General features: G+C 67.9%; 17 protein-coding genes, 1 tRNA gene and 1 pseudogene. 14 read left to right on the forward strand and 5 right to left on the reverse strand.

From position 1 onward, the window contains the following. Positions 1–607 precede the first annotated feature (607 nt). The 6 genes and pseudogenes from ACFW5B_RS02220 to ACFW5B_RS02245 all read left to right on the forward strand — a co-directional run bounded on the left by ACFW5B_RS02220 (position 608) and on the right by ACFW5B_RS02245 (position 8,675). Positions 608–3,211, forward strand: a complete 2,604-nt coding sequence (locus ACFW5B_RS02220) for a tetratricopeptide repeat protein (RefSeq protein ID WP_386431869.1) — start codon at positions 608–610, stop codon at positions 3,209–3,211. A 589-nt stretch (positions 3,212–3,800) separates the two neighbouring features. Continuing rightward, positions 3,801–3,953, forward strand: a pseudogene (locus ACFW5B_RS02225) (restriction endonuclease); the annotation flags it as partial. A 667-nt stretch (positions 3,954–4,620) separates the two neighbouring features. Beyond that, entirely contained in the window at positions 4,621–5,073 is a 453-nt protein-coding gene (locus ACFW5B_RS02230; RefSeq protein WP_386431872.1) for a hypothetical protein, read from the forward strand. A 4-nt stretch (positions 5,074–5,077) separates the two neighbouring features. Continuing rightward, positions 5,078–7,321: a hypothetical protein gene (locus tag ACFW5B_RS02235; protein WP_386431875.1), complete on the forward strand. Its 2,244-nt coding sequence runs from the start codon at positions 5,078–5,080 to the stop codon at positions 7,319–7,321. Positions 7,322–7,376: 55 nt separating this feature from the next. Then, a complete protein-coding gene (locus ACFW5B_RS02240; protein ID WP_386431878.1) occupies positions 7,377–8,006 on the forward strand; it encodes a hypothetical protein in 630 nt (209 codons plus the stop codon). Positions 8,007–8,366: 360 nt separating this feature from the next. Beyond that, complete coding sequence (locus ACFW5B_RS02245) at positions 8,367–8,675, forward strand: hypothetical protein (protein WP_386431881.1); 309 nt, start codon at positions 8,367–8,369, stop codon at positions 8,673–8,675. A 633-nt stretch (positions 8,676–9,308) separates the two neighbouring features. Here ACFW5B_RS02245 and ACFW5B_RS02250 read toward each other — a convergent pair. Beyond that, positions 9,309–9,584, reverse strand: a complete 276-nt coding sequence (locus ACFW5B_RS02250; protein ID WP_386431884.1) for a hypothetical protein — start codon at positions 9,582–9,584, stop codon at positions 9,309–9,311. 771 nt (positions 9,585–10,355) lie between these two features. Between ACFW5B_RS02250 and mycP the strand changes: the two genes are divergently transcribed. The 4 genes from mycP (at position 10,356) to ACFW5B_RS02270 (ending at position 17,576) form a co-directional block, all read left to right on the forward strand. After that, a complete protein-coding gene (gene mycP / locus ACFW5B_RS02255) occupies positions 10,356–11,636 on the forward strand; it encodes a type VII secretion-associated serine protease mycosin (RefSeq protein ID WP_386431887.1) in 1,281 nt (426 codons plus the stop codon). Positions 11,637–11,647: 11 nt separating this feature from the next. Further along, positions 11,648–15,586 carry a type VII secretion protein EccCa gene (gene eccCa / locus ACFW5B_RS02260; protein WP_386431890.1) on the forward strand — a complete coding sequence of 1,313 codons (3,939 nt, stop codon included), beginning with the start codon at positions 11,648–11,650 and terminating at the stop codon, positions 15,584–15,586. 131 nt (positions 15,587–15,717) lie between these two features. Next, a complete protein-coding gene (locus ACFW5B_RS02265; RefSeq protein ID WP_386431893.1) occupies positions 15,718–15,858 on the forward strand; it encodes a hypothetical protein in 141 nt (46 codons plus the stop codon). A gap of 1,238 nt (positions 15,859–17,096) precedes the next feature. Continuing rightward, positions 17,097–17,576, forward strand: coding sequence for a hypothetical protein (locus ACFW5B_RS02270; RefSeq protein ID WP_386431896.1), 480 nt, complete (start codon positions 17,097–17,099; stop codon positions 17,574–17,576). A gap of 106 nt (positions 17,577–17,682) precedes the next feature. Here the strand turns inward: ACFW5B_RS02270 and ACFW5B_RS02275 are convergent. Then, positions 17,683–17,767: transfer RNA gene (locus tag ACFW5B_RS02275), tRNA-Leu, on the reverse strand. Positions 17,768–18,074: 307 nt separating this feature from the next. On the opposite strand from ACFW5B_RS02275, the gene ACFW5B_RS02280 reads away from it, so the two are divergent. The 3 genes from ACFW5B_RS02280 to ACFW5B_RS02290 all read left to right on the forward strand — a co-directional run bounded on the left by ACFW5B_RS02280 (position 18,075) and on the right by ACFW5B_RS02290 (position 20,733). Further along, positions 18,075–19,400: a M20/M25/M40 family metallo-hydrolase gene (locus ACFW5B_RS02280; RefSeq protein WP_386431899.1), complete on the forward strand. Its 1,326-nt coding sequence runs from the start codon at positions 18,075–18,077 to the stop codon at positions 19,398–19,400. Between the two features lie 142 nt (positions 19,401–19,542). Further along, entirely contained in the window at positions 19,543–19,776 is a 234-nt protein-coding gene (locus ACFW5B_RS02285) for a chaplin (RefSeq protein WP_386431901.1), read from the forward strand. Positions 19,777–19,950: 174 nt separating this feature from the next. Beyond that, complete coding sequence (locus ACFW5B_RS02290; RefSeq protein ID WP_386431904.1) at positions 19,951–20,733, forward strand: chaplin family protein; 783 nt, start codon at positions 19,951–19,953, stop codon at positions 20,731–20,733. 86 nt (positions 20,734–20,819) lie between these two features. On the opposite strand, the gene ACFW5B_RS02295 is transcribed toward ACFW5B_RS02290, so the two are convergent. Beyond that, positions 20,820–21,008: a DUF5703 family protein gene (locus ACFW5B_RS02295; RefSeq protein ID WP_030416245.1), complete on the reverse strand. Its 189-nt coding sequence runs from the start codon at positions 21,006–21,008 to the stop codon at positions 20,820–20,822. Positions 21,009–21,055: 47 nt separating this feature from the next. Between ACFW5B_RS02295 and ACFW5B_RS02300 the strand changes: the two genes are divergently transcribed. Further along, positions 21,056–21,730, forward strand: a complete 675-nt coding sequence (locus ACFW5B_RS02300) for a hypothetical protein (RefSeq protein WP_386431908.1) — start codon at positions 21,056–21,058, stop codon at positions 21,728–21,730. Between the two features lie 264 nt (positions 21,731–21,994). Here ACFW5B_RS02300 and ACFW5B_RS02305 read toward each other — a convergent pair whose 3' ends face one another. Both ACFW5B_RS02305 and ACFW5B_RS02310 read right to left on the reverse strand, forming a co-directional pair. Beyond that, on the reverse strand, positions 21,995–24,433 hold the full coding sequence (locus tag ACFW5B_RS02305; RefSeq protein ID WP_386431910.1) for a helix-hairpin-helix domain-containing protein: 2,439 nt from the start codon (positions 24,431–24,433) through the stop codon (positions 21,995–21,997). Between the two features lie 218 nt (positions 24,434–24,651). Further along, positions 24,652–25,635 (reverse strand): aldo/keto reductase, encoded by a 984-nt coding sequence (locus tag ACFW5B_RS02310; RefSeq protein WP_386431913.1) that lies wholly within the window; start codon positions 25,633–25,635, stop codon positions 24,652–24,654. Between the last annotated feature and the right edge of the window lie 98 nt (positions 25,636–25,733).

Genomic DNA, 25,733 nt, shown 5'->3' on the forward strand with positions numbered 1-25,733 from the left:
GAGCTGCGGCTGCCGTAACCGTAGATCCGAGCCCAGGATAGAAGTCGCAAGCCATAGCTGGTCGGCGCATGGGGCGTCTGAGCGGATCCGAGCGCCAGGTGGACTGGGAAGCTGGTGCGGCGGCGTTGTTCTTACCCCTCAGGTCTTCGCGGCGGCATCTCCGGCCTCATAACAGTGGTCGGGCCGCCTTCTTGCCTGAGCCTGAGGAGGGGGCAGCCTGAGAGCACAGATCACGGCGGGATCGATGAGTGTAGTGATCGGTCGCGATCCTCCTCCGGAGTCGGCCTATCCGAAGGAGGAGGCGCAGCATGTCGGGTGGCTCACAGGCCGACGAAGCCATCCAGCAAGGCTCGGGTGACTCCAGCGATGAATCCGCCGAGGGCGCTTCGAGCCAGGGCCAATAGCTCGCGGCGGGTGAGTTTGATGCGGGGCATGGATCCTCCACGGACAACAGTCATCGGTTGGCAGCCGGCCGGCTCGGACTCCACGTTGGCGCCCCTCCGCATCGACAATTTCAAATGCGACGGGCTTCAGCGGCGGAGCAACATTGCAGCGGGATCTGACTGGTCAGGACCGCGCTATCGGACAGGCGGGGGATGATGCTGCGATGAGTCGCGATGAGAAGCGTGGCCGGAGCCAGCGGGTAGTGCAGCTTCCGCGGGTGGCGCCGGGGCCGCTGCGAGACCTGAAGCACTTGCTGTACGAGGCGTATCTCGCGGCGGATCACCCTCAGTTGGACGAGATCGTCGCGGACATCGTCGAAGCCGATGCTCAGGACCACAGAGTGACGGGAACGCCGAGCCGGGACACCATAGCCCGCTGCCTCCGGTCACCTGACCTTCCAGCCAAGCAGGCAGACGCCACCACCATCGCCACGGTGTTGGCTCGGCGTGCTGCTTGGGACGAAGCCGATCTGGTCGCCCGGGTGCGCGAGCTGTGGGTCAAAGCCCGGATGGCCCAGCCCATAGGGCGTCCGGTCAGTGACGTCGATCCGTTTGCGCTGGGAGTACACCGGGCGATGGAAGCCGCCTCGCTGGATCCCGGCGCACAGCTACCGGTGCTTCCCGTCTACGTCCAGCGTGCCCACGACGAGGCACTGCGCGAGACGGTAAGGCAGGCCACGGATGGGAGCAGCCAGCTGAAAGTACTGGTCGGGGGGTCCTCCACGGGCAAGAGTCGCGCTGCTTGGGAAGCTATCAGCGCGCTGCCTGATGGCTGGCGGTTGTGGCACCCCATTGCTCCGGGCGGCCCCGAGGCCGCCCTCACGGAGCTTGCGGTCATGGGGCCACGAACCGTGATATGGCTCGATGAGATCCAGCAATTCCTCCTGACGCCCGGCAGCGATATGGGGGAACGCGCCGCCGCGGGCTTGCATACGTTGCTTCACGACCCGGACCGGGCCCCAGTGCTGATTCTGGGGACCATCTGGCCAGAGGATTGGGACACCCTCACCACCGCTCCTCGGCCTGGCGCCCCTAATCCGCATACCAAGGCCCGCGCACTACTCAGCGGCCAGAGCATCACGGTGCCCTCAACGTTCACTGGAATCGATCTGCATGAACTGCGGGCGTCGGCCCATCGTGACCCCCGACTGGCCCATGCCGCCGAACATGCGGAACAGGGACAGATCACCCAGCACCTCGCTGGTGCCCCAGCCCTTCTGGACCGCTATCACACAGCCCCCGAACCGGCGCGCGCCCTCATCGAAGCTGCCATGGACGCCCGCCGCCTCGGTCACGGACTCACCCTCCCCTACGCGATGTTGCAAGCTGCCGTCGAGGGCTATCTCACCGATCAGCAGTGGGACCTGCTCCAGGAGGACTGGCTGGAGCGTGCCCTGGCCTACACCACGGAACCTCTGCGCGGTGCCCGCGGTCCACTGACTCGCATCCGTCCCCGCACCCGTGATGCGGCTACCCTCCAGCCGCAGTTCCGCCTCGCCGACTACCTCGAAGAACACGCCCGCGAATCCCGACGCTACACCGTCCCTCCGGCGGAGTTCTGGACCGCAGCGGCCCAATACGCCGCCTCTCCCGGAGACTTGATGGTCCTTGCCAACGCGGCCCAGGACCGGTGGCTTCTTCGACACGCTGCGCTTCTCTACCAGGCCGCGGCCGACGCCAACGAGATGAGTGCGCTGATTGCTCTGGGGGAGCTCTACAACAGCGTCGGGGCGAGCGGCGAAGCACTCCCCCTCTTCCGGACAGCGGCCGACGCCGGTGACGCCCGCGCCCAGATCCGTCTGGGTCAGTTGCGTAAAGAGGCTGGTGCAACTGATGAGGCGCTGTCCTTCTTCCAAGCCGCGGCCCAGTCCGTCAGCACTCTGCCGGAAAACAGTTCCTTGGTGCTCGCCATGTTGCTTGAGGAGGCTGGGCAACCGGCCGACGCCGAGCGTGTGTGCCTGGCTCGCGTCGAGGCAGGCACCGATGACCACTTCGGCTGGGGCTTGCTATCAGGGATGCGCATGAAAGTGGGCGACTGGCACGGGGCCGAGCCATATGCTCGCAGGGCTGCCCGCTTGGGCGACCACAGCACGATGCTCAATCTGGCCGACGCGTGGCGCAAGGCTGGGGACGAGACCAAGGCCACCGCTCTCTACCAGGAGTTGGTCGACGTCAGCGACACTTACACGTTGCTGGAGATCGCATTCAAACAGGACCGGGCTGAGGCCGAGCGCCTCAACGAGATCATTGACGCCCGGGTGGGTGATAGTCCCGAAGGCTGGGACGTCCAGGCCATGCGGCTGGAGGAGGCAGGGGATCTTACGAAAGCGGAGCAGCTTTACCGGGCATGCGCCGATGCGCAGTACCCCGGAGCGCTGAGCAGCATGACCCGCATGAAAGAGGCTGCTGAGGACTGGGATGAAGCTGCTCGCTATGCCCTGCGGGCACTCGCCAAGGACGGCGACGACTTCACTGTCCAGGATCTCGCCCGCACATTCGAGCGTGCCGGAGATTTCTCACGAGCCGAGGGGCTCTACCAGGCATGTGCAGAGGCTGGCTTGTCTCTGGGGTTCTGGGGTCTGGCAGACCTGCGTGAGCAGTCCGGCGACCGAGTAGGTGCCGAACGGGCCATCTTCCAGAGCACTGCCGCCGGTCACAGTCTCGCCCTAAGCCATTTTGCGCGTCGTCGCCGCACTAACGACCCTCGCTGGCAGCACCTCCTCCGCTACGGCCTCGAACCGGACGGACGCATTGCGGATCCCTGGTGAAGCCAGTATCGACGTCCCAAGCAGGCCTGATTCAGCTTGGACACAGCCTCCCGACTTGCGGCTGCCAGCAGATCGTCAAGAGCAGGCTCGCCCGTTGACGCAGCGTGGATCGGTTCGTCGGTCAGGGAGGTGCACTCCACGACGATGGTACGGCAGGCCGAGAGGTATGCCAGCTGCGCGCGGTTCGGCCGAAATCCGTGAGGCATACCAGAAGGCCCGTTGACATATCCAAATAAGTCGGAGGCCCCTCACGAACCGTGAGGGGGTCTCTTTTATTAGTCTACTCCGAGGTGCGAACAGACCAGCCTGCCTACATCCTTGCTTCATAGCCGCACCGATCGTGGTACACCCTCCATCTCCGACCGGAGGGCGCCGCGTCACCGCTTCTGAACGGATTCTCTCCCGTAACCCTGGTGACGTGGAAGAGCTCCTTCGGAGAGCGGGCCTGCATCCTGACGACATCAGGCTTTTGTTGTCCGTTTCATTTTGCGATCCGCTGGCGCGCCAGGCGTGACTACAGAGATCAGCGGACGAGTCGTTTCCAGTAGACGATGGTGAATCTGCCAGAGGAAGGCCGGCTCCGGAGGTACGCGACTTCCGGGGCGCAATGGCCGGGCGTGGGGACAAGGGGCTGCTGATCACGACGAGCTCCTTTACTCAGCAGGCACGCGACGAGGCCACTCGGGACGGCACCAAGCCGATCTGGGGGTGGAGACCCGCGTCCGGCAGGTGGAGGACGTGACTGTGGATCGGACGTACTTCGAGAAGTCGTAACGCTTCGGAAGCGAGGTCCTTGGCGCGGCCGAACTGATTGGGCACCAGGCACACAAGGAGTCAGGTGCACAACCGCCGAGCGGCCGGCGGTCTGAACCGGTCGCACCGAGAACGCGGTCCTGTACGACGAGCCTGTCTTCTCTCTGGTCGGGTGAAGTTCCTGGCCAGGGGCCTATCGAACGGCGGCAGACCGTTTCGACGAACTGGGCGCTGTACGCGTGACCTACTTTGCCGCGAGGGTTGAGAAGGCGCGGCTCTGCCCGAAGCCGTCGACGGGTATTTGGGTGTGATCATCTCCTCGACTCGACTGCACGCCGCGAGAGACTTCCCGGAGGCCAGGGCAGCCTATGAAGCGCTTCGAGCCCCCACGCGCCGCCTGCGCGGCAGACTCCCGCCCGCCTGTCGCCTCGGGATCGATGCAGCGGTGAGGCCGTACCCAAGACGCAGCCGCTGGGCAGCTGCTCGACTGGCTGCCCTTCACCGTTGAAGCATGGCTGGTATATGACGGTGCGTTGTGTGCAACCGGCGGGGGAAGGCGGCGCCGCTACCCCCAGCGTGAGGCCCTCCGCTACGCTTGCGCGTCGCAGTGATCTAGCTCGACAAGGCGTCGAATCCACTGGCGATACGGGGGTCATGTGAATTACAACGAGGACTGGGATCGTCGGCTCAATCCCTTCCGCTACAAAGCTGATGGCACGTTAACCGATGCTGCGCGAAAGCAGAATGTCGCCATGCAGCTCAACTCGGCCAACGCCGATGGATATGCCGGCGCAGGGAGCGGACAGGCGTCAGTGCACATCGCCACGCTGACCAAGGCGGAGAGCGCCCTGGAAGAGATCCGCTCCGACACTGACCAAGTGGGCCTGGCTGCCCTGAACGCGACTGATGACTCGGTCATCGGCCTGCAGGGTTGGGAGAGCGCAGGCGGGCTTGACGTCATGCGAACGCGTTGGGCGGACGAATCCGTAAACTTCAGTGGGCAGCTTTCCGATGCGTGCGCAAACCTGCACAACACCACTACGGCGTACAAGGATACCGAGCGGGAAGAGCAGGCCCGGATGAAGTCGATCAACGACGGGGGCAAGTGAAAAAATGGTCGATTTCTCCGGCATTATGCATGCCGATCTCGATAAGCTCAAATCGGCTGCCGACGAATGGCGTCTCGTTCCGAAGAAGTACCAGGGGCTTACTGAATCCTTCGACGCTCGCGTCGCCAATTCTCTGAAGGCCGACTGGGAGGGCGAGGCCGCTGACAAGGCTCAGGCTGCCTTAGCCAAGCTGCGCAAGCAGTACCAGGCCGCAGCCGAAGAAGCCCGCGACATCGCTCGACTGCTCCAGGATGCGCACGCGGAGTTGCACACCATCCAGAAGCAACTCCGACGGATCGTGGAGGAAGATGCCCCGGCCGACAAACTCAAGGTCACCGAGGGCGGGACTGTTGTCGACGCCGACCCCACTCGAAGCGCAGGACGTAATGCGGATCCTGATCACACGTACCTCAAGCAGCGGGACAAGGAAATCCAGGCGCTGCGAGGCCGCATCGCTACGGTGGTCAAACGCGCGACCGTTGCCGACGAGGGACTGAATTACGCGCTGCGTCGTGATGAGAATGGCGCGAAGAGCCTCAGGTTCAACACCAAGGTCCACACCTCACTTGACGCGGCCGAAGCCGATCAGGCCTTGGCGCTGACCAAGAGTGGGGGCAAGCTGACCGACAAGCAGCTCAGTCAGCTCAATCGCATCCTTGAAGTCAAGGAGCACGACAAGGGCTTCTCGGAGCGGCTCGCTGTCGGCTTAGGACCCAAGGGAGCCCTGGATTTCTGGACCAAGGTGGCCGATCCGGAGCAGAAGCCCTACCAGCCCTCAACCGAGCCTGACAAGGAGCGTCGTGCCCTGCTCAAGCACTTGCAGCAGAACTTGGGCACCACGCTGGGAACCGCCACTCACAGCGACAGCGCCGCTATGAAGCACTGGAAGAGCGAGATGCTCGATCTGGGGCCACGGCGGCTTGACTCCGGCGACGCGGCGAACCCGTACGGCTTCCAGGTGATGAGTAACCTGATGCGGCACGGTGATTATGACGCGAACTTCCTGAAGGACTATGGGAAGAAGCTTCTTGATACGGATCGGAATTTCAATCCGTCGATCAAGGGTGCCCCCAACCCCTGGACATACCAAACCGAGTCCGACCTGAACTTCGGCAGCTCCAACGACCGGGGAAACGACCCTATGACCGGCTTCATGGAGGCGCTGGGCCACAACCACAAGGCCTCTACCGAGTTCTTCGGGTCCGACAAGGATCTCGAGTACCTGATGAAGGACCGTGTCTGGCCGGACGACTCGACACCGGACGGAGACACCAAGAACGGTCTCGCAGGCCACAGCTCCCTGGGGCACGCCTTGGAGGCGGCCGCGACCGGCCATGACTTCGGCACTCCGCCCGAGCCCGGTGCGCCCCACACCAAGGACGAGGCAGAAGTGATGAGCAAGCTCATCACCACCGTCTCCAAAGACGGCAGCGCCATCCATGACGGCATGGGCGGTAGCCTCGGCAAGATGTCGGCCGAATACATGCCGGACATTCATCACCTGCTTTCCGGAGGGCGCGACGACGGCACCTCCGATGGTGAACTGGACTCGCTCTACCCGCGAGGAAAGAATCCTCCGCTCCTTTTCCCCGACGGGAATGGAACGCGCGATGTAACCCGCTTCCTGTACGCGGTGGGCAAGGACCCAGACGGGTTCGCCGGCATCAACTACGGCCAGACCCAGTACACCAGCGAAGTGCTCAACTACCACTTCGCCCACCCGGACGCTAACGACAGGAGCAATTCAGAGACTCTGGAAGAGGTCACTCGTCGGGGCGGCCAGATCGAAAGCATCATCGACAACGCGCGCAAGGATGCCGTTGTTCAGGGTGCCGTGGACAACGACTCGAAGTTCAACAAGGCACTGGCTGACAGTGGCACTTGGGCGAAGACCATCGTCGGAATCGGCGTCGGCGTCGGCACCAGCCACATCGTGTCACCGATCGGGGGGGCACTTGTCGGCGCCGCGGCGGGAGATGTGAGCGGCAGGCTCATCGACTCCATCACCCAGGGATTCGTGCGCGACCCCAAGGGTGACGCCCTCTACAGTGCTGCCGGCGAGATGGAGAAGAATCAGGAATCTCTGCGCACAGTCACCGAGCGCGCTGTTTCCCTGGCCGACGCGGACCATCCCTCAGGGCTGTCAAGAGAAGACATGCAGGCTGCCATACAACGCGGAGCCGAGGACGGCAACTCACTCGGCTTCGTCTCCGTGAAGGGCAACACCAATGACAACTCCAGCTCCTGACCACGCGCCCGCTCGACAAGAGACCGCGGTGCGGCGCGCCCCTCGGAAGCGACACGTGGTGACGGTGCTTGCCGCCCTTGTCGTGGGCGTCGGCGGCACCTTGGCAGTCGACCGCACGCTGCTTAGCTCGAACGCGATCGACGATGTGGCCGACATCTGCGGGGGCACGGTGGTATCCGACGACGTAGGCCCCGTCACCCGGAATCTCCCACGCACACCAGCCATAACTTCCTCATGGGTGGATTACGCACGCGATGGTTCCCTCCTTGAGAACTGCACCGTATCGGCAGGTCGTACCCAGGTCCTTCGAGTCACTGCAAATCTGGAGCGAGGCTCGACCGCAGACTGGGAACGATTCACGAGATCGCAAATTCCCGGCGCAACCGGCCCCAAAATGACCTTCGATGCCGGCGACCGAGCTGTGTCTTATGAGAAGGACGCCGCCATACATGTGCCGTGCACTCTGCCCCGGAACCAGCCCAAGAAGGATGACGGCACAGCCGTCACGACCTACGTTGCCGTCGTGGCACACGCTGCCGGAGAAGCCGTCGAGAACAACGGCAAACGCCGCGAGGATCTCGCCTACCTCGCCTCCCAGGTCGCCGAGCACGCTCACTCCACCATGAGGTGCAAGGAGCCTCTCAACGTCCCGGCTGGTGCGCCCAAGATGGGAAGTACCCACTGAGTCCGGCGGTGGCACTGTCTCGGACCGGCCAAGGGCAGGTGTTCCTCCTCCTGATCGCGTGGCGCCTCGGGCTGCGATCGAACCGGGGCCCGTGCCCCACGGTCAGGTTGAGGCAGAGCTCGGCCTGCTGTTGAGGGCATTCCCCGGCCTCAGCTCGAAAATTGACCGTTGCCAAGGAGAGTCTCGAGTCTCGCCGGAGTGAGCGGGCGCAAAGCAGCCAGATGTATATCGATATCAGGCCAGAATGTGATGCGTTTCAGGGTTGGAACGGACATGGTTGACGTGCGTTCCTGGCAAGGGGTTACATGGTTTAGCTCTGGCATGGGTGCCGAGTGTTTGGTGAGGACCGGGGGATTTCGAGTGGCTGACGAATATCGAGTCGATCTGAGTGCGCTGCAACAGGTGATCACGCGGCTCAACTCGCTGGTAGACACGATGGATGGGGTCGGGGCGGCTGCGGAGTACAAGACAGAGCTGCCGGAGGGCTACCTCGGGCGGGAATTCGGCGAGGAGGCTGCGCTGAGAGGTGCGCACGGCAAGATGAAGCAGGAGATTGCCGAGATGGTCGCCGAGCTGAAGAGCATGATCGCTGAAGTGAGTCAGAAGTCCTCAGTGGTGCTGAGTGGCTACGACAGTCGTGAGCAAGAAGTCCGTGCGTCGATGCGCTGAGAAGTAGAGACGTCAGTTGCGTCGTGCACGTGGGGCGAGAGAACGGGGGAGGACGAGAATGAGTAGCCGTGGGGGCGGGCACCACACAGATTTTTCGAGCCATACGCTCGAAAAGCTGAAGGGCATGGTGCAGGACGCGCAGCCGGGAAAGGTCGAAGAGATCGCCGACCACTGGATGTATGTCCATGACCAGATGGCTGGCGATGCGCCCGATGGTAGCGTGCGAGATATGCTGGACAAGGCTGTGTCGGATGTTTTGGAGCACTGGCGCGGCGCGGCGGCCGACGCTTTTGCCGCGCGGGCAAAGATCTTGAGTACGAGCCTTAAGCATGGCGCGCTTTATGCGAAGAATACTTCCCATGCTCTGAGGTCGGCTGCTAGCGATCTTCGCGAGGTCAAGACCGCTGTTATGGCCTTGCAGGACACTGTAGGCGAGGAGAAGGGGGCTAGTGGAATTCTCCGTGCCGTTGGTTCGAAGATCAAGGATGGTGCGGATTGGCTGGCGGATGCCGGGCAGCGGAGCGACGAGGGCCTCAACAAGGACGTCGCCAAGGGCATGAGCACAAAGGATGCTCTCGCAAAGCATGCAGACACCCTCTCCCGCGGACGGGAGATCGCCTTGCAGGCTGCCAGTCATATGGAAAAGCTCGGGGCCTCGTACAATGCCAAGGCGCAGGACTTGGCGGGTAAGCCCCATCGCGAGCGGTGGAAGCCGATCGCTCCACCGGACAGGAACGTGCCACCGCCTGCGGTCGCGGGGTCCATGGGCACCGGTGTTATGAGTCCGCGGAAGGGCGGCTCGAGTTCGGCGGGCAGGAAGGCGATCAGCGGTACGTCTGCGTCGGGCGGGGTGACGTCGCCGCGCACCGTGAGGACGAACGGTGCGCCCGGCGAGGGCGGTTCTGCCACGCCTGGGGCGCATCCCTCTGCGCCAAAGGCACCGCGTGCTGGTACTTCGCTGGATGGCGTGCGTGGCGGGATGCCTACGCCTGTCGGCCCGCCGCGCGTAGGTTCTGACGGGCCGGTAGTCGGAGGAGCCCCTGGTGACTTCGGTTCGGGTCCTGGCGAGCCAGGCGTGACTCCTGGAGGTCTGCCGCTTGGTGGCGGGCGTGGTCCGCTCGGCGGCAAGCTGGCACGCCCCCGCTCGCCGGTCCCGGGCATGCCTCCTGGGGGTGGTCGCGCAGGTTCGGGAAGGTCTGCTGTACCGGGTGCCCCTGACCGGACAGGCCCGGGAGGGCGGCCGCCGGTCGGTGGCACGGGTGGCCCCGGTGCGTCCGGCTCTGGGGGTACGAGTGGGCGCAAGGGTGGGTCGGCGCGGCGTCCCGGTGGTGTCGTCGGAGAGCCAGCTAAGCCAAGCGCGCCGGGGAAGGGCGCCCAGGGCGGCTCGGATCTGCATCGCAGTCGTGGCGGCAGCCTCAACAGTGGCCCGGCATCGCCTTCGCCGGGCCGGGGTGCAATGGGTGTGCCGCCTGGTGGGCGTTCGGGCCGTGAGGGCCGGGAGCGGCGAGGTTCATCGCGACCGGACTACTTGGTCGAGGATGAGGAGACCTGGGTTCCGCAACGCGACGTGGTACCTGGAGTCATCGGAGTGCCATCCTCTGAGGAGCACGGTAACGCTGAGGCTCCGGTGCAGCAGGAGCGTGAGGCGGGGCCGGACACTCCGGAAGGAAGCGGCAGGGCGTGACGTACAAGCGGTGGGTCAGGTCGGCGGGTGGGGCGGCACTGCTGTGGGGGGCCGCTGTCGTGCAGTTGGCGCCTCCCGCAGCCGCCGATTCCATTCGCGATCGGCAGTGGGCTGTGGCGTCGTTCGATGTGGATGCAATTCGGAAAGTGTCCACAGGGCAAGGGGTGACCGTTGCCCTCGTCGACTCCGGCGTCGACGGGACTCATCCTGATCTTGTAGGCAATGTGCTGCCCGGCAAGGACTTCCTCAAGGGCGGTGGCCGTGCCGACCGTGAGACGGAGGATGCACATGGCACCGCCATGGCGTCGCTGATTGCCGGCCATGGCCATGGGCCAGGTGGCAGAGCAGGCATCATGGGATTGGCCCCTGCCGCAAAGATTCTTTCATTACGCGTCAACACGGACGACGGCTTGGGTGTCGGCACGGGTAAAGGGGATGCTCCGGTGTCGCAAGCGATTCGATACGCCGTGGACCACGGAGCTACGGTCATCAACCTGTCCCTGGGGGATGAGTTCAAAGTCCCCGGCATGGGTGATGCCATCCGGTATGCGCAGAAGAGAGATGCCGTCATTGTGGCCGCGTCCGGGAACGACGGCGTTGGCACGCCGAACTATCCCGCAAACTATCCCGGTGTGATTTCGGTGGGAGGCGTCGACTCCTCCGGGAAGATCTGGGAGAAGTCCAACTACGGACCACACGTTCTGCTCTCAGCGCCCGCCGTGGACGTTGTGGGAGCGGGTCCGCGCCGCCAGTACGGTGGAGGGAGCGGAACCTCCAACGCCACGGCCTACGTTTCAGCGGCTGCCGCTCTCCTCCGTGCGAAGTACCCGGATCTCACGGCAGGTCAGGTTGCCAACCGCCTTGTAAAGACGGCGAAGTTGCCCGACTCGGCGACCGGGCTGAAGGTTCCGGACAAGCGCTACGGCTATGGGTTCATCCGTCCCTACAGTGCGCTGACCGCGGACATTCCAGCGGGGTCGAAGAGCGGCCCCTTACCCGCGCCGTCGCCCGCTTCATCCGCAGCTGCTCCTGCGGAATCCGCCAAACCTGGGACCTCCTCCAGCGGCGACCGGTCGGTGTTCGTCGTAGCGGCTACCGCGGGGGCGGTGGCCCTAGGACTCATGGCTGCTCTGGCCGTGGTGGTGATCCGGCGCCGCCGCCCTGTCGTTCCGCCTGCGCCCCCTGTCATTCCCGGCGCATATATGGCTCCGCCGCGACCGGGAGGCGCCCAGCCGCCATATGACGGGCAGCGTCCCGGCTCGGGTTTCGGGCAGTAGCCGGGCGCCCGTTGGCAACCGTTACCGTCAAGCGTCCTGTCCGGACGCTGCCTCCTGAATATTCCAAGGGCGAGCTTCGGCTGAAGGCTCCGCCCACGCTGCCCCGAAAGGGGAGCGAGTCGGTCGCATTGATGCTGATGCCCATGATGGGGATGGGCGGATCCGCGGCGTTCTTCTTCCTTCCAGGCTCGCACCCGTTCATGAGAGTGATGGGCGCCCTGATGGTGGTCTCCACGCTGGCGATGGCCTTGGCCCAGATCGTGCGGACCCTGCGTGGACCGGCTACATACATGAATGGGGAACGGCGGGATTATCTGAGGCACCTTGCGCGCGCCCGGGAGGAGGTGCGGGAGACCGCGCGCAGGCAACGGCGTTCGGAATGCTATGCCTTCCCCGAGCCGGCCCAGTTGTGGGCCATTGTTGCGCAGCGCCGCCGTCTGTGGGAGCGGCGGCCGGCCGATGACGACTTCGCTGAGGTACGTATCGGGCGGGGCCCGCAGAGGCTTGCTACCAGGCTGGTCGTGCCGCAGGCAGAGCCGGCCGACGAGTGGGATCCGCTGGCAGAGCATGCGCTGCGGCAATTCCTGGCCGCCTACGGGCAGCTCGATGGCTTGCCTTTGGCTGTGTCGCTGCGTGCCTTCCCGCGGCTGTCGATCCGAGGCGATGCGGAAGCCGTCTATGGGACGGTGCGGGCGATCGTGTGCCAGCTGGCGGCTTTGCATTCGCCTGACGACCTACGGATCGCGGTGGTCGCCGCGCCGGGAGCACTGCCGGAGTGGGACTGGGTCAAGTGGCTGCCGCACGTCCAGCACCACAGAGCTACTGATGGGACCGGGCCGGGGCTCCTGGTGTGCCGTTCGTTGGACGTTCTTGAGGAGTTGCTGGCCGAAGACCTCACTACGCGACCAGAGTTTCAACGCGATGTCCAGCCGCTTCTCGACCGGCCGCACCTGGTCGTGTTGAAAGAGCAGGGGGCGGACGTCGGTTGGGAGGAACGCCTGGGCATGACCGTTCTCGAGGTCGAGCCCGGCAGCGACCTTGCAAGGGACGCCTACGGTCAGGCGGTGATGACCGTCTCGCCGGGCGAGTTGCGTCTGGAGTCCGGGGCCGGCGCGGCGTACGAGGGGGTTCCGGATGTCCTGTCGGGCACGGAGGCGGTGGCCTTGGCCCGTGCGCTGGCTCCCTTGCGCACCCACGCCGAGGAAGATGTGGATCCGCTGGTGGGCGACCTGGGCTTCGCCGAGCTGATGGGCATCGACGCCCCAGCGTCGCTGGATGTGGCGCAGGCATGGCGCCCGCGCGGCCCCCAGGGTCGGCTGCGCGTACCCATCGGTGTCGATGGAGACGGCGCGCCCGTAGCGCTGGACCTCAAGGAGGCTTCCCAGGGCGGCATGGGGCCGCATGGTCTGTGTGTGGGTGCAACCGGTTCGGGTAAGTCCGAGCTGCTACGCACACTGGTCCTGGGCCTGGCCGCCACGCACTCGTCGGAGACGTTGAACGTCATTCTGGCGGACTTCAAAGGTGGGGCGACATTCGCCGGCCTGGCCGACCTGCCACATGTGGCGGCGCTGATCACCAATCTCGTAGAGGACCTCGCACTCGTTGATCGTATGCACGATGCGGTCACCAGCGAGCTGACACGGCGCCAGGAACTGCTGCACTCCAGCGGCAATTTCGCCAACATCCACGACTACGAGAAGGCAAGGGCTGCGGGCGCTCAGCTGGAGCCTCTGCCGTCCCTGCTCATCGTGCTGGATGAGTTCAGCGAGCTGCTGGCCGCCCGCCCCGACTTCCTCCAGATGTTCCTGCAGATCGGCCGCATCGGTCGTTCCCTGGGAATACACCTGCTGCTGGCCACCCAGCGACTGGAGGAGGGACAACTGCACGGCCTGGACACCTACCTGTCCTACCGGCTGGTGATGCGCACCTTCTCCGCTGACGAGTCCCGCGCCGCACTCGGCACCCCGGCCGCCTACCATCTGCCCTCGGTCCCCGGCGCCGGGCTCTTACAGCACGGCACCGGACCTGCTACACAATTCAAGTCCGCTTACGTATCCGCCCCGCACCAGGCCGCCGCCGCTCCAGTGGCCGGTCAGCGCGTCGTCGAGCGATCCCCCGTGCTTTTCACAGCGGAGTCGGCTTGCGCCACATTCGACGCGCCGACCTCGGATCAGGAGGCGAATCCGCAGGCAGCGGCCGCACCCGCCGAGACCGTCCTGGACGCCATCGTCGTTCGCCTGGCAGGTCAGGGGCCACCCGCCCGGCAGATCTGGCTGCCTCCACTGGAGATTTCCCCTTCCCTCGGCCAGCTGCTGCCGCCCATCTCGATCACACCCGAACGCGGTCTGCACGCAGCCGACCCGCATGCTTCGAGTCTCACCATTCCGCTCGGTATTGCGGACAAGCCGTTGGCACAGTGTCGCGACGTCCTCACCCAGGACCTTTCCGGTCCGGGCGGTCATGTCGTCGTCACCGGAGGCCCCCGCTCGGGGAAATCAACCCTCACGCGCACACTCATACTGTCGCTCGCGTTGACGCACACGCCGAGAGAAGTGCAGTTCTACTGCGTGGACTACGGCGGCGGCAGCCTGTTCTCCCTCGCCGGACTTCCCCACGTCGGAGGCGTCGCGTCACGGCTGGAGGCCGGCAAGGTGCGGCGGAGCGTTGCCGAGGTGATGGGCATCCTTCGTGAGCGGGAGGAGTTCTTCCACGCCCACCACATCGACTCCATGCAGACGTACCGCGCGCGCCGCACGGATGGCCATTACGACGACCATCTGTGGGGCGATGTCTTCCTGGTCATCGACGGCTGGGCCGCGTTCAAACGTGAGTGGGAGAACCTGCTCCCCGACATAGAAGCTCTGGCCCTGCGCGGTCTCGCCTACGGTGTCCACCTCGTCGTCGTGGCTACCCGGTACAACGAGATGCGGCCCGCACTCACCGACCAGTTCGGCGCTCGCCTGGAACTGCGTCTGGCGGACCCGCTCGATTCCGCACACGACCGCAAACGCGCCCGTAACATCCCCATCAACCGCCCTGGCCACGGCCTCGCAGCAGGAGGACTCCACTTCGTCAGCGCCTTACCCCACCTCGACAACTCCGACACCGGCCCCGTGGAGGGCCCGGCAAGGGGCAGCGAGCAGCTCGTGGCGCAGGTCGAGGCTCACTGGTCCGGGGCGGTGTGCCCGCCCGTGCGGATGCTTCCCGACCGGATATCTGCGGACGACCTGCCCAAGGCCAGCGAAACGCTTGAGCTCGGCTGTGCCATCGGGGTCGAGGAAGCCACCCTCTCCCCTGTGTACGTCAATCTCGACACCGACCCGCTCCTGGTCATCTACGGCGAGAGCGAATCAGGAAAGTCCGCACTTCTGCGCCTGATCGCCCAGCGCATCGCCGACCAGCGTCAGCCACATGAAGCGCTGCTGCTGGTCGGCGACTACCGGCGCGGCCTGTTCGGGCACCTTCCCGAGGACCATGTCCTGCACTATGCGCCGGCCGTCGGTTCCCTGGAACAGGGGCTGGCCCAGCTCGGCCCGTTGTTGGGCACTCGCATGCCCACCGAAGACACGACTGCCGAACAGATGCGTGCCCGTAGCTGGTGGCAAGGTCCTGAGGTCTTCGTCGTCATCGACGACTACGACCTTGTCGCCCTGCCCTCAGGCAACCCGCTCGAGGCCATCGCCGAGTATCTGCCCTACGCCGGCGACATCGGACTGCGCGTGATCGTGGCCCGCTCCACCGCAGGCGCCGCCCGCGCCACTTTCGAACCCGTCACCCGACGCCTCAAAGAACTCGGCGCCCAGGGGATCATCCTCTCCGGCGACCCCGAAGAAGGGCCCCTCATCGGCACTATCAAGGCCACGCCCATGCCTCCGGGCCGGGCGCAGTTCGTTCCGCGCCGGGGTCCCGCCGGGCTTGTGCAGATCGGCTTCCTCCCAACGGCCTCGTGAGCCTTGGCGGAGGTCGCCATCCGATTCATGTGTCGGATGGCGTCCGGCAGGTCTGTCGGCTCGCCCAGGCGCTGGGCGCGGCGGATCACCTCACCCCAGGTCTGCTCGCGCAGCGCCGGGGAGGTCGCGGAGTGAGCGAGCCGGGTATGGACTTGGTCGACGGGCAGCACGTCATGCTCGGGCTCCTCGCAGACCAGGTGCACGGGCAGCATGAGCGGCTGCGGCGCAGTGGCCAGCGCGAGGAAGGTCTCCTCCAGTATCTGCAACGGTGAGCGGTCGAGCGGTCGCGTACAAGCGGCGCGGTGGTTGGAGGAGCGGGAGGTGGGGCGCATGCGCATCTCCTGCAGGAGTGACGGACAACGTTCGTCGCAAGCCCTGTCACCGTCCCGTGCCACCCGTGGACCGGCAGCGACCCAGCCGCGCGCCGGCCGGACCACTGGCCCGGTCTGTGCGAGGGCCGGCCACCGGTCCGCCTCCGGCGGCCGGCGCTGCTCCCGTAGGCATACAGCCAGAATCGAACACGAAGAATTTTCCGTCTGGGTTCGCTGAACGCGCCGGGCCCTTCCTGGGTGGCTCGCAGATGGCTCGCCACTGGACCGCCAATCGTCCGACCTGGGCAATGCCGGAAGCCGCCCTTCCGCCGACTCCCGTAGCGCCCGACGGGGCTGCTGTTGACTTCCCCGTCCGAACGCCTTTCCGCGGTGACGACAGAATCGCCCGCGCGCGTCCCTCTTACTTCACGTCAGCATCAGACGGTTTGGACCCGCTCCCGGGCGCCACTCGGCAATGTCCCCAACCCGCCGACGTGCTTCAGGCGCCGTTCGTCGCCACACCGCTCGTCCCCTGCCGACCACCCTCTGGCTCCCTGCCCCCGACCAGCCGGACGCCGTGCCTGCACCTGGCGCTGTGCTGCCCGCCTGGGCGATCGAGTCAGATCCGCACCGAGTTCTCTCAGCTCCCGGGCCAGCCTCCCGCGTCTCTGCTCAAGATCTCCATCCGGGACACCGAGCCGGACATAGACGCTCGCACCCCCGTGGTCACTCACGGGAACGCACGCCTAGCAGGCTCTCGATGCTGCTCGCTGAACTCCACCCCGGTGTCCTTCCGGCTCCCACAGACGACCTCACTGGCGGGGCCGTCAGCGAGGTGCCAGGAGCCATGGAAGAGGGCTGGTCCGGCTTCTTCCACCGTGCGCACCGCCTCCTGCCCGGGGACGGCCTGCTGTTGCTGGCCACCCGTCAGCGCCGGGACGACGACACGGGTCTGACCGACCCGCTCGGCTCGCTCATCGCCTGTGCACGCACCGCTGGCTTCCGCTACCTGCAGCACATCATCGTCGCCCACGCCCACCCCGCTGGAGACCAGCTCGTGGCCGCCCCTCCCGTCGATGCCAGCCCAGGTGTCACCCACAGCGACCTGATCATCGGGGGTGCCCGAGCGCAGCCCCCGCACCACCAACCGCGCCTACCCGCTCCATGGCCGATTGCGCTGCGGCATCTGCCGTCGCAAGATGCAGGGCAACTACAACAACGGTCGGCCCTACTACCGCTGCCGCTACACCGCCGAGTACGCCAAGAATGTTGCCCTGGAACATCCGCTGACCGTCTACGTGCGTCAGAACGCGATCCTTCCGGCGCTCGACACATGGCTCGCCCGCGTCTTCGCGCCCGGACATCTCGGCCGCACCATCCGGGTCATGTGTGAGAGCCAGCAGCGGCAACCGGTTGCCGCCCCCGCCCTGGAGGCCGCACGGCAGACCATCGCCGAGACGAATCGACGCATCGACCGATACCGCGCCGCACGATGCCGGAGCCGACCCTGCGGTCGTAGTCGGCTGGATCACCGCCGCCCAGAACGAGCAGGCAGCCGCCCGCCAACAGCTCGCCGCTGCGTCGGACGCTCAGCGGGAGATCCTCACCGAGGAACAGATCCACCACATGATCAAGACCCTCGGAGACATGGCAGACCGGCTCCAAGCAGCCGAGCCTGAAGACAAAGCACCGCGGTACGCCGACTTCGGTCCTGAGCTGGACTACCACGCACATCAGCGGGTTGTGACCGTCCGATCACAACCCGCTGACATGTGCGTATTTGAGTGTCCGAGGGGGGACTTGAACCCCCACGCCCGATAAAGGGCACTAGCACCTCAAGCTAGCGCGTCTGCCATTCCGCCACCCGGACAAGGTGTCTGCCGTTGCGGCCCTGGGCCGTTCCGACGTGGAAAACAATAGCAAACCTTCGGGGGTGGTCGATCACCCGTACTCGTGGCCGGAGGCGGGCCTGTGACCAGGGCATGTCGGGAGTATTGCGCCCTTGGGCGCAGCGCGTGCCGGGTGGAGGATGGCAGTGGACCCGCTGCGGGCCGCGCTCCTCCGGGCGCGCACCGCGGCCGTGATGCCAGAGGAGGCACTGTGAGGAGCTCTGCGAGCGAACCCATGGAGAGGTACGCGGCCCGCGAGCGCGCGGCCGGGCGAAACGAGGTTTCGGCATGAGTGCGTCGCAGCCTGCCCGTACGGTCACCGGCGAGGACGAGGTCGTCGACCTGTGCCGGGACCTGATCAGGATCGACACCAGCAACTACGGGGACCACTCGGGCCCGGGTGAGCGGGCCGCCGCCGAATACGTCGCGGAGAAGCTCGCCGAGGTCGGTCTCGAGCCGCAGATCTTCGAGTCCCACAAGGGCCGCGCCTCGACCGTCGCCCGGATCGAGGGCGAGGACCGCTCACGGCCCGCACTGCTGATCCACGGGCACACCGATGTCGTCCCGGCCAACGCCGAGGACTGGACCCACCACCCCTTCTCCGGCGAGATCGCCGACGGCTGCGTCTGGGGCCGGGGCGCGGTCGACATGAAGGACATGGACGCGATGACGCTGGCCGTCGTCCGGGACCGGCTGCGCAGCGGGCGCAAGCCGCCGCGCGACATCGTGCTGGCCTTCCTCGCGGACGAGGAGGCGGGCGGCACCTACGGCGCGCGCTACCTCGTCGACCACCATCCGCACCTCTTCGAGGGGGTCACGGAGGCGATCAGCGAGGTCGGCGGCTTCTCCTTCACCGTCAACGAGCAGGTGCGGCTCTACCTCATCGAGACGGCCCAGAAGGGCATGCACTGGATGAAGCTGACCGTGGACGGCAGCGCCGGACACGGTTCGATGATCCACAAGGACAACGCGATCACCGAACTGTCCGAGGCCGTCGGGCGGTTGGGCCGGTACGAGTTCCCGGTGCGGGTGACGAAGACCCTGCGGTCCTTCCTCGACCAGCTCGGTGACGCGCTGGGCACCGAGCTCGACCCGGAGGACATGGACGCCACGCTCGCGAAGCTCGGCGGCATCGCCAAGCTGATCGGCGCCTCGCTCAAGAACACCGCCAACCCCACGCAGCTGGGCGCCGGTTACAAGGTCAACGTCATCCCGGGCCAGGCCACCGCGCATGTCGACGGCCGCTTCCTGCCGGGCTACGAGGAGGAGTTCCTGGCCGACGTCGACCGGCTGCTGGGCCCGCGGGTCAGGCGCGAGGACGTGCACGCGGACAAGGCGCTGGAGACCACCTTCGACGGTGCGCTGGTCCAGGCGATGCAGTCGGCGCTGCAGGCCGAGGACCCGATCGCGCGGGCGGTGCCGTACATGCTCTCCGCCGGCACGGACGCCAAGTCCTTCGACGATCTCGGCATCCGCGGCTTCGGCTTCGCCCCGCTGAAGCTGCCGCCGGAGCTGGACTTCGCGGGGATGTTCCATGGCGTCGACGAGAGAGTGCCGGTGGACGGACTGAAGTTCGGGGTGCGGGTGCTCGACCGGTTCATCGACCAGAGCTGAATTCGGCGCGGTTTTCCTGCCTTTCGCGCCGGCTTCGCTGAAAAGAGTGAACGCACCGATGTGTTCGTAGCTTGAACGACATTTTCCTCGTTGCAGTCAGTGCGGTCCGCGGCTGGGATCGTATTGCCTACAAGGAGGAAGAATGATCAAGAAGGTCGTCGCTGCTGCCGCAGTCGCTGGTGGTGTCGTACTCGCCGGTGCGGGCCTGGCCGTTGCCGACTCGGGTGCCCAGGGCATGGCCCTGAACTCCCCGGGTGCGGTGTCCGGCAACACCATTCAGGTTCCGGTCCAGGTCCCGGTGAACGCCTGCGGCAACACGGTCTCCGTGATCGGGCTGCTGAACCCGGCCTTCGGTGCCGGCTGCGTCAACAAGTGACCTTCTGACGTCCTTTGGCGTTGTATTTACACCCGTAAAAAGGGTCCGACTCGGCCCGGCTCCGGGGGCGTGCCACGCAATCCGGAGCCGCTGAGCATTTCGACGGGCGGGTGGATCTTTCCGAAGACCGCCACTCGTCCGTATTCCTGAAGGCACTAGGCAGGGGAACAACCTATGAGACAGGTCGCACGAAAGGGCCTGATCACCGCGGCCGCCGCCAGTGGCGTACTCGCCATGGCGGCCGGTTATGCACACGCCGACGCGGGGGCCGCCGGAGGCGCGGCCAATTCGCCGGGCGTGGGATCCGGCAACAACGTTCAGGTACCGGTCCACGTGCCGGTGAACGCCTGCGGCAACACCGTCAATGTCGTCGGCCTGCTGAACCCCGCGTTCGGCAACCGCTGCGCCAACGACGGCGGCGGCAGGCACCACGGTGCGCACCGCCCGGGCGGGCACACGGGAGCCGGCGCCGCCGGCGGCGCCTCGAACTCGCCGGGTGTCGTGTCGGGCAACAGCGTCCAGGCTCCGGTCGACGTGCCGGTGAACGCCTGTGGCAACAATGTCTCGGGAGGCGGGCTGCTGAACCCCGCGTTCGGCAACCACTGCTCCAACGGGTCCTCCGCGACCCCGGGCAGGCCGCACCACCCGAGCAGGCCGCACGAGCCGGGCCGGCCCCACCACCCGGGCAAGCCGCACGAGCCGAGCAGGCCGCACCACCCGAGCACACCGCACCACCCCGGCAATCCCCACCAGCCGGGCAACCCGAGCCAGCAGACCCCGCACAAGCCGGGCAAGCCGCAGACCGGGGGGCCCAGCCAGCAGGCGAAGCCTTCCAAGCCTGTCGGGCACCTCGCGCAGACCGGTGCGGGTTCGATCGGCTACGCGGTTCCGGCCAGCGCCGGGATGCTGCTCGGTGGTGCCCTGCTCTACCGCAAGGCGCGCGCCGCCCGCCGGTGACCAGCAGCAGATAGCCCACCGGCAGCTCACCGAGCGGGCCCCGTCTCGACGGGGCCCGCTCTGCCGCGTTCATGCCCCGGTGGTGGTCACCACGTGGCGCGGAGCTGGCGGATGATCCGCCGGCGCAGCCGCACCTTACGGCTCCCGTCCGGGTTCAGACGCAGGCGGTCCAACTCCCAGTGTCCGTACTCGGCATGGTCGGTCAGCAGGCGTGTGGTGGCCTTCCGGGAGACGCCCCGGGGCACATACACATCGCAGAATTCGTATTCCGGCATCGCATCTATTGTGCGGGACCGGCCCCGGTACGGATAGCGTCTGCACTATGTCTGATGCTGCGCAGCCTTCCGCTGCCGAGGTACGTGCCGCCGCCGAAGCGGTCAAAGCCGCGCTGGACCGTCACCTCGACGCGGTCGAACGCCGCTCGGGGCAGGATGATCCGGCCGTGTACGCCGCGTTCGACGAGCTCGCCGCGGCGGCTGAGGTCTATGACGAGCTGCTCTACGACACCTACGACGAGGTCACCCCCTTCGAGATCCCCGGAAACGAGGCGCTGCCCGCATATGCGGGCCCGGAAGAGCCGAGCGCGCTGAGTGTACTGATCCGGCGCGACTACACCGTCGCCGCGCCGCAGCGACTGCTGCATCAGGCACAGCGCATCGCCGATCTCGATCCGGACGCCGCGGACGGGGCGGCGGGCGGCGGCGCCGATGCCGCCGCGGTCGTCGGCACCAGCGTGCATGCCGCGCTCGGTGTGCTCTTCGGGGAGTTCGAACCGGACGAGATCGCCTCCCGGCACAAGGAGTTCGGCCTGGAGGAGGGCGACTCCACACTGTGGGTGTCGGCCGCCGACGACCCGGCCGAGCCGGGGGAGTGGCTGTCCGCGCCGTTCGACCAGGCCGACCCCCAGCGGGTGGTGTGCCGCTTCGACGTCAGCGCCGTCTTCGACGAGGAGCTGGGCGAGGACGACCTGATGGAGCCGCTCGACGACGAACGGTGAGGGCGGCGCCGGACCGGCAGGTGCGGACCTGCGCGTCCGGAGTGGCCCGCGGCGCCGGACCGGCACGTCGGGAGCGGGATGTGCGGAGCGGAACGGGCGGCGTACGCGCCCTACGGTTCCGGACCGGAGCCGCCTCCTGAGCCGTACCGGACCGGAGCCGTCTTCCGGCCGTATACGTCACTGCCCCGGCCCGTGCGCAGGTTCTGCGACGGGTCGGGGCAGCGGCGTACGGGCCGTGCGGAGGGCGCCGGGGGCCTGCCGGGCTCAGTCGGCTGCCGGCGGCTCCTCCGTGCTCTGCACGCTCTGCTGCAGCAGGCTGCGCAGTCGAGTGGTGCGCTCCTTCACCGGCATCTCGGCGACCGCGCGGGCCAGCGCCTGGTCGGCGCCCTGGACGACCGACAGATGCCGCTCGCCGCGGCTGAAGGCGGTGTAGACCCAGGAGCGGGTCAGCCCGCCGGCGGCGTCCCCGGGCAGCACGACCACCGCGGCCGGCCAGCGCGTACCGGCCGCCTGATGGGCGGTGAGCGCCCAGCCGTGGCGTACGGCGCCGGTGCCGACCTGCTCGCGCGGCACCACGACCGCGGAGCCGTCGCAGTCGAGATGCAGCCCGGCCGCGTCCGCGCCCGTGACCCTGCCCTGCACCGTGCGGCCGGGGGCCGGGGCGTAGGCCACGCGGTCGCCGGGGTCGAAGCCGCCGAACCGGCCGGGGCCGGGATTGAGCCGTTCCTTGAGGGCGGCGTTGAGCGCGCGGGTGCCGGCCGCGCCGCCGTGGCCGACCGTGATGACCTGTGTGTGGTCCGCGGGGACACCGAGCGCCCGGGGCACGGAGTCGGCGACCAGCTGGACGGTGCGGTGCACCGCCTCGCCGGCATCCCGCACCGGGACGATCACCACCTCCTTGCCGGGCGCCTCGACCTGGCTCAGCTCCCCGATGCCGATGCCCGAGACCAGCTCGCCGATCGGGCCGAAGTCCGGGGTGCGGGAGGCCACCTGCGGACAGAAGCGGGCGGCGAGCAGATCGGCGAACAACCGGCCGGGACCGGCGGACCACAGCACGCCCGGGTCGCCGCTGAGCACCAGCCGGGTCCCGTCGGTCAGCGACTCGACGAGCAGCGCGGCGGTCTCCAGATCCAGCTGCGGGGCGTCCAGCACGACCAGCAGATCGAGCGCGAGCGCGCCGTCCGCGTCCCGTCCCGGGCCCTGCCGGCCGGACAGCAGACCGGAGACCGTCACCGCTGCCGCGGCGGGGTCCGAGGCGCCGCTGGCCGGGCCGCCGGGGGCGGCCTCGGTGAGGTGTGCGGCCAGGCGACGGCGGCCGTTCTCGGTATGGGCGGCGCCGAAGGCACGCAGCCCCAGCGCGCGGGCCGCGGTGATCAACGCGGCCGGCTCCGCGCGGGCCGCCTCCGCGCCGGTGTGCGCCACCAGGCCGTGGTGCGCGGCGGTACGGATGAGCTCCGCGGCCGACGGCGACGGCGCGGCGGCCGCGGCGGCCTCCCAGTCGGCGGCGGAGGGACGGACGGGGTGGGGGGTGGTGCCGTCGTCGGCGGCGTGGGGGTGGGGGGCGGTGTCCGCGGAGGACTCCCCAACGGCGGTCTGCGGCTCCGCGTCGGCGGTCACCGGTTCTCCGTCGGCGGTCTGCGGCTCCGCGTCGGCCGCCACCGGCTCCCCGCCGCTGGTCCCCGACCCGGTGTCGGCCGTGGCTTGGGGGGTCGCGTCCGTCGTGGGGGCCGGCGTCGGTTCGGCCACTGCCGGGAAGGTGTTGAGCAGGCGTGCCAGGCCGTCGGCGACGCTCTCCTCGGCCATCGCGAACCGGTCCAGACCGAGCAGGATCCGGACCGGCTGCTCCTCCTCGTCGTCGCCCGTGGCCGGACGGGCCCGGCCCGGCTCGTCGATCGCGTCCTGGAACACCAGGACCGCACCGTCGGCGATGGCGGACTGCAGGGCGTCATCGGGGTCGGGTACCGCGCGCTGGGCGAGGGCCGCGCGCAGCGCGGACGCCTCCAGGGCGGAGTGGCCCGCGAGCGCGGCCTGTTCGAGCAGCCAGCCGACCAGCGCCTGGGCGCGCCGCTCGTCGCCCGGTCCGCACGCCGCGCCGAGCAGCGCGCGGGCGAAGCCGTCGGCCTGCTCGGGGCGTACGCCGGGCACCCCGAGCAGCAGCCAGGGATCCTCGCGCAGCGCCTCGGCGGCCTGCTCGCCCAGTACTTCCGCGGCCTGCTCGGCCAGCGTCTCGGGGGCACCGCCCGCCGCGAGCACCTGCCGTACGCCGTCGACCCCGGGCGCGGTGGGCGCGGCGGGACGGGGAGCGGGGTCGTTGGCTGCCGGTGCGGTGCCGGAACCCGGGGCGCGGCCGTCCGGGCCCCCCGGACGGGCCGGGCCGGCGGTCTCCGGGGCGGTGCGCTGCCGGGCCGGCTCCGCGGCCGGCCCGTGGCCCGTGGGTCCGCCCTGCGGGCCCGCCTTGGGCGGCTGGGCGGCGGGCGCGGCGGGCGCGGCGGCTGGTTTGGCCGGGCGGGGAGCGTCGTTGAAGAACGAAGCGGCCGAGCGCTCACCACTCTCCACGGCCCGCACCGCCGCCGCCAGCGCCTCAGCGGTCGCCTTGGTCCCGGTCGCCCCGGCTGTCCCGGCCGGCCCGGAGGCCGGACTCGCTTCCGCAGCACCGGGCGTTGCGGCCTCGGCCTCCGCCCCGGCCGCCCCGTTGTTCACCACCGCGTCATCGCCAGGTGCCGCCGTGCCCCCCGATGCCGCCGTGCCCCCCGACGCCGCCGCGTCCTCACCGGACGCCGTTGCGCTTCCCGGCGCCGTCGCGTCATCGCCAGGCCCCGCGGCACCCCCCGGCTCCGTCGCTTCCTCCGGCCTCTGGGTCTCCGCGGTGCCGGGTGCGGCCTCGTGTCCGGGCGGGGTTTCGCCGGCGAGGCGGTCGGTGCTCACAGCGTGCTCCAGTCGTGATCGGGGTAGTGGTGCACCGGCGCCGAAACATCGTCCAGCGCCCGGCGGATCTCGTCAGGAAGACTAAGGGTCTCCACTGACAATGCGGCTCTGAGCTGCTGCGCTGTGCGGGCGCCGAGGATCGGTGCGGTCACTCCGGGGCGGTCCCGGACCCAGGCGAGCGCGACCTGGAGCGGGGTGACGGCCAGTCCGTCGGCGGCGGTGGTGACCGCTTCGACGACCCGGCCCGCCGTCTCGTCGAGATAGGGCGCGACGAACGCCGCCAGATGGTCCGAGCCACCACGGGAGTCGGCCGGCGTCCCATGGCGGTATTTGCCCGTCAGCACGCCCCGGCCGAGCGGTGACGACGGCAGCAGGCCGATCCCGAGGTCGAGCGCCGCGGGCAGCACCTCCCGCTCGACGCCGCGCTGCAGGAGGGAGTACTCCATCTGTGTGCTCGCGAGCCGGTTGCGCACCCCGGGGGCCGCGAGCTGCCAGGTGCCGGCCTTGGCGAGCTGCCAGCCGGAGAAGTTCGCCAGGCCCACATAGCGCGCCCGGCCGCTGGCGACGGCGAGGTCGAGGGCCTGGAGGGTCTCCTCCAGCGGGGTGTGCGGATCGAAGGCGTGCAGCTGCCACAGGTCGACGTAGTCGGTGCCCAACCGCTCCAGGGAGGCGTCCAGGGCGGCCAGGAGATGGCGCCGGGAGCCGTCGACCCTGCGGTCCGCGGCCAGGACGCTGCCGGCCTTGGTGGCGATCATCAGATCTTCGCGCGGCACCAGCTCTTCCGTCAGCCGGCCCAGGAGGTATTCGGCGCCGCCGTCGGCGTAGATGTCGGCGGTGTCGACGAGACTGCCGCCGGCCTCCCAGAACGCCTTGAGCTGGTCGGCGGCTTCCTGCTCGTCCGTGTCCCGCGCCCAGGTCAGAGTGCCGAGCCCGAGGCGGGTCACGCGCAGGCCCGTGCGGCCGAGGTGCCTTTGCTCCATGGACCTTGAGATTACTGGGCGAGCGCCGCCGTCAGGGGACCTGTGGACAACCCGCCGATGACAGCCGCCGCGGCCGGGGGCTACAGTCCCCGGAACAG

Origin of the sequence: Streptomyces sp. NPDC058773, from assembly GCF_042746015.1 — a bacterium.
Classification (GTDB): domain Bacteria; phylum Actinomycetota; class Actinomycetes; order Streptomycetales; family Streptomycetaceae; genus Streptomyces.

Coding starts and splice junctions, on each gene's coding strand:
- ACFW5B_RS02220 (WP_386431869.1), top strand. CDS start 608: ATGAGTCGCGATGAGAAGCGTGGCCGGAGCCAGCGGGTAGTGCAGCTT.
- ACFW5B_RS02235 (WP_386431875.1), top strand. CDS start 5,078: ATGGTCGATTTCTCCGGCATTATGCATGCCGATCTCGATAAGCTCAAA.
- ACFW5B_RS02270 (WP_386431896.1), top strand. CDS start 17,097: ATGCAGGGCAACTACAACAACGGTCGGCCCTACTACCGCTGCCGCTAC.
- ACFW5B_RS02280 (WP_386431899.1), top strand. CDS start 18,075: ATGAGTGCGTCGCAGCCTGCCCGTACGGTCACCGGCGAGGACGAGGTC.
- ACFW5B_RS02285 (WP_386431901.1), top strand. CDS start 19,543: ATGATCAAGAAGGTCGTCGCTGCTGCCGCAGTCGCTGGTGGTGTCGTA.
- ACFW5B_RS02290 (WP_386431904.1), top strand. CDS start 19,951: ATGAGACAGGTCGCACGAAAGGGCCTGATCACCGCGGCCGCCGCCAGT.
- ACFW5B_RS02295 (WP_030416245.1), bottom strand. CDS start 21,008: ATGCCGGAATACGAATTCTGCGATGTGTATGTGCCCCGGGGCGTCTCC.
- ACFW5B_RS02300 (WP_386431908.1), top strand. CDS start 21,056: ATGTCTGATGCTGCGCAGCCTTCCGCTGCCGAGGTACGTGCCGCCGCC.
- ACFW5B_RS02310 (WP_386431913.1), bottom strand. CDS start 25,635: ATGGAGCAAAGGCACCTCGGCCGCACGGGCCTGCGCGTGACCCGCCTC.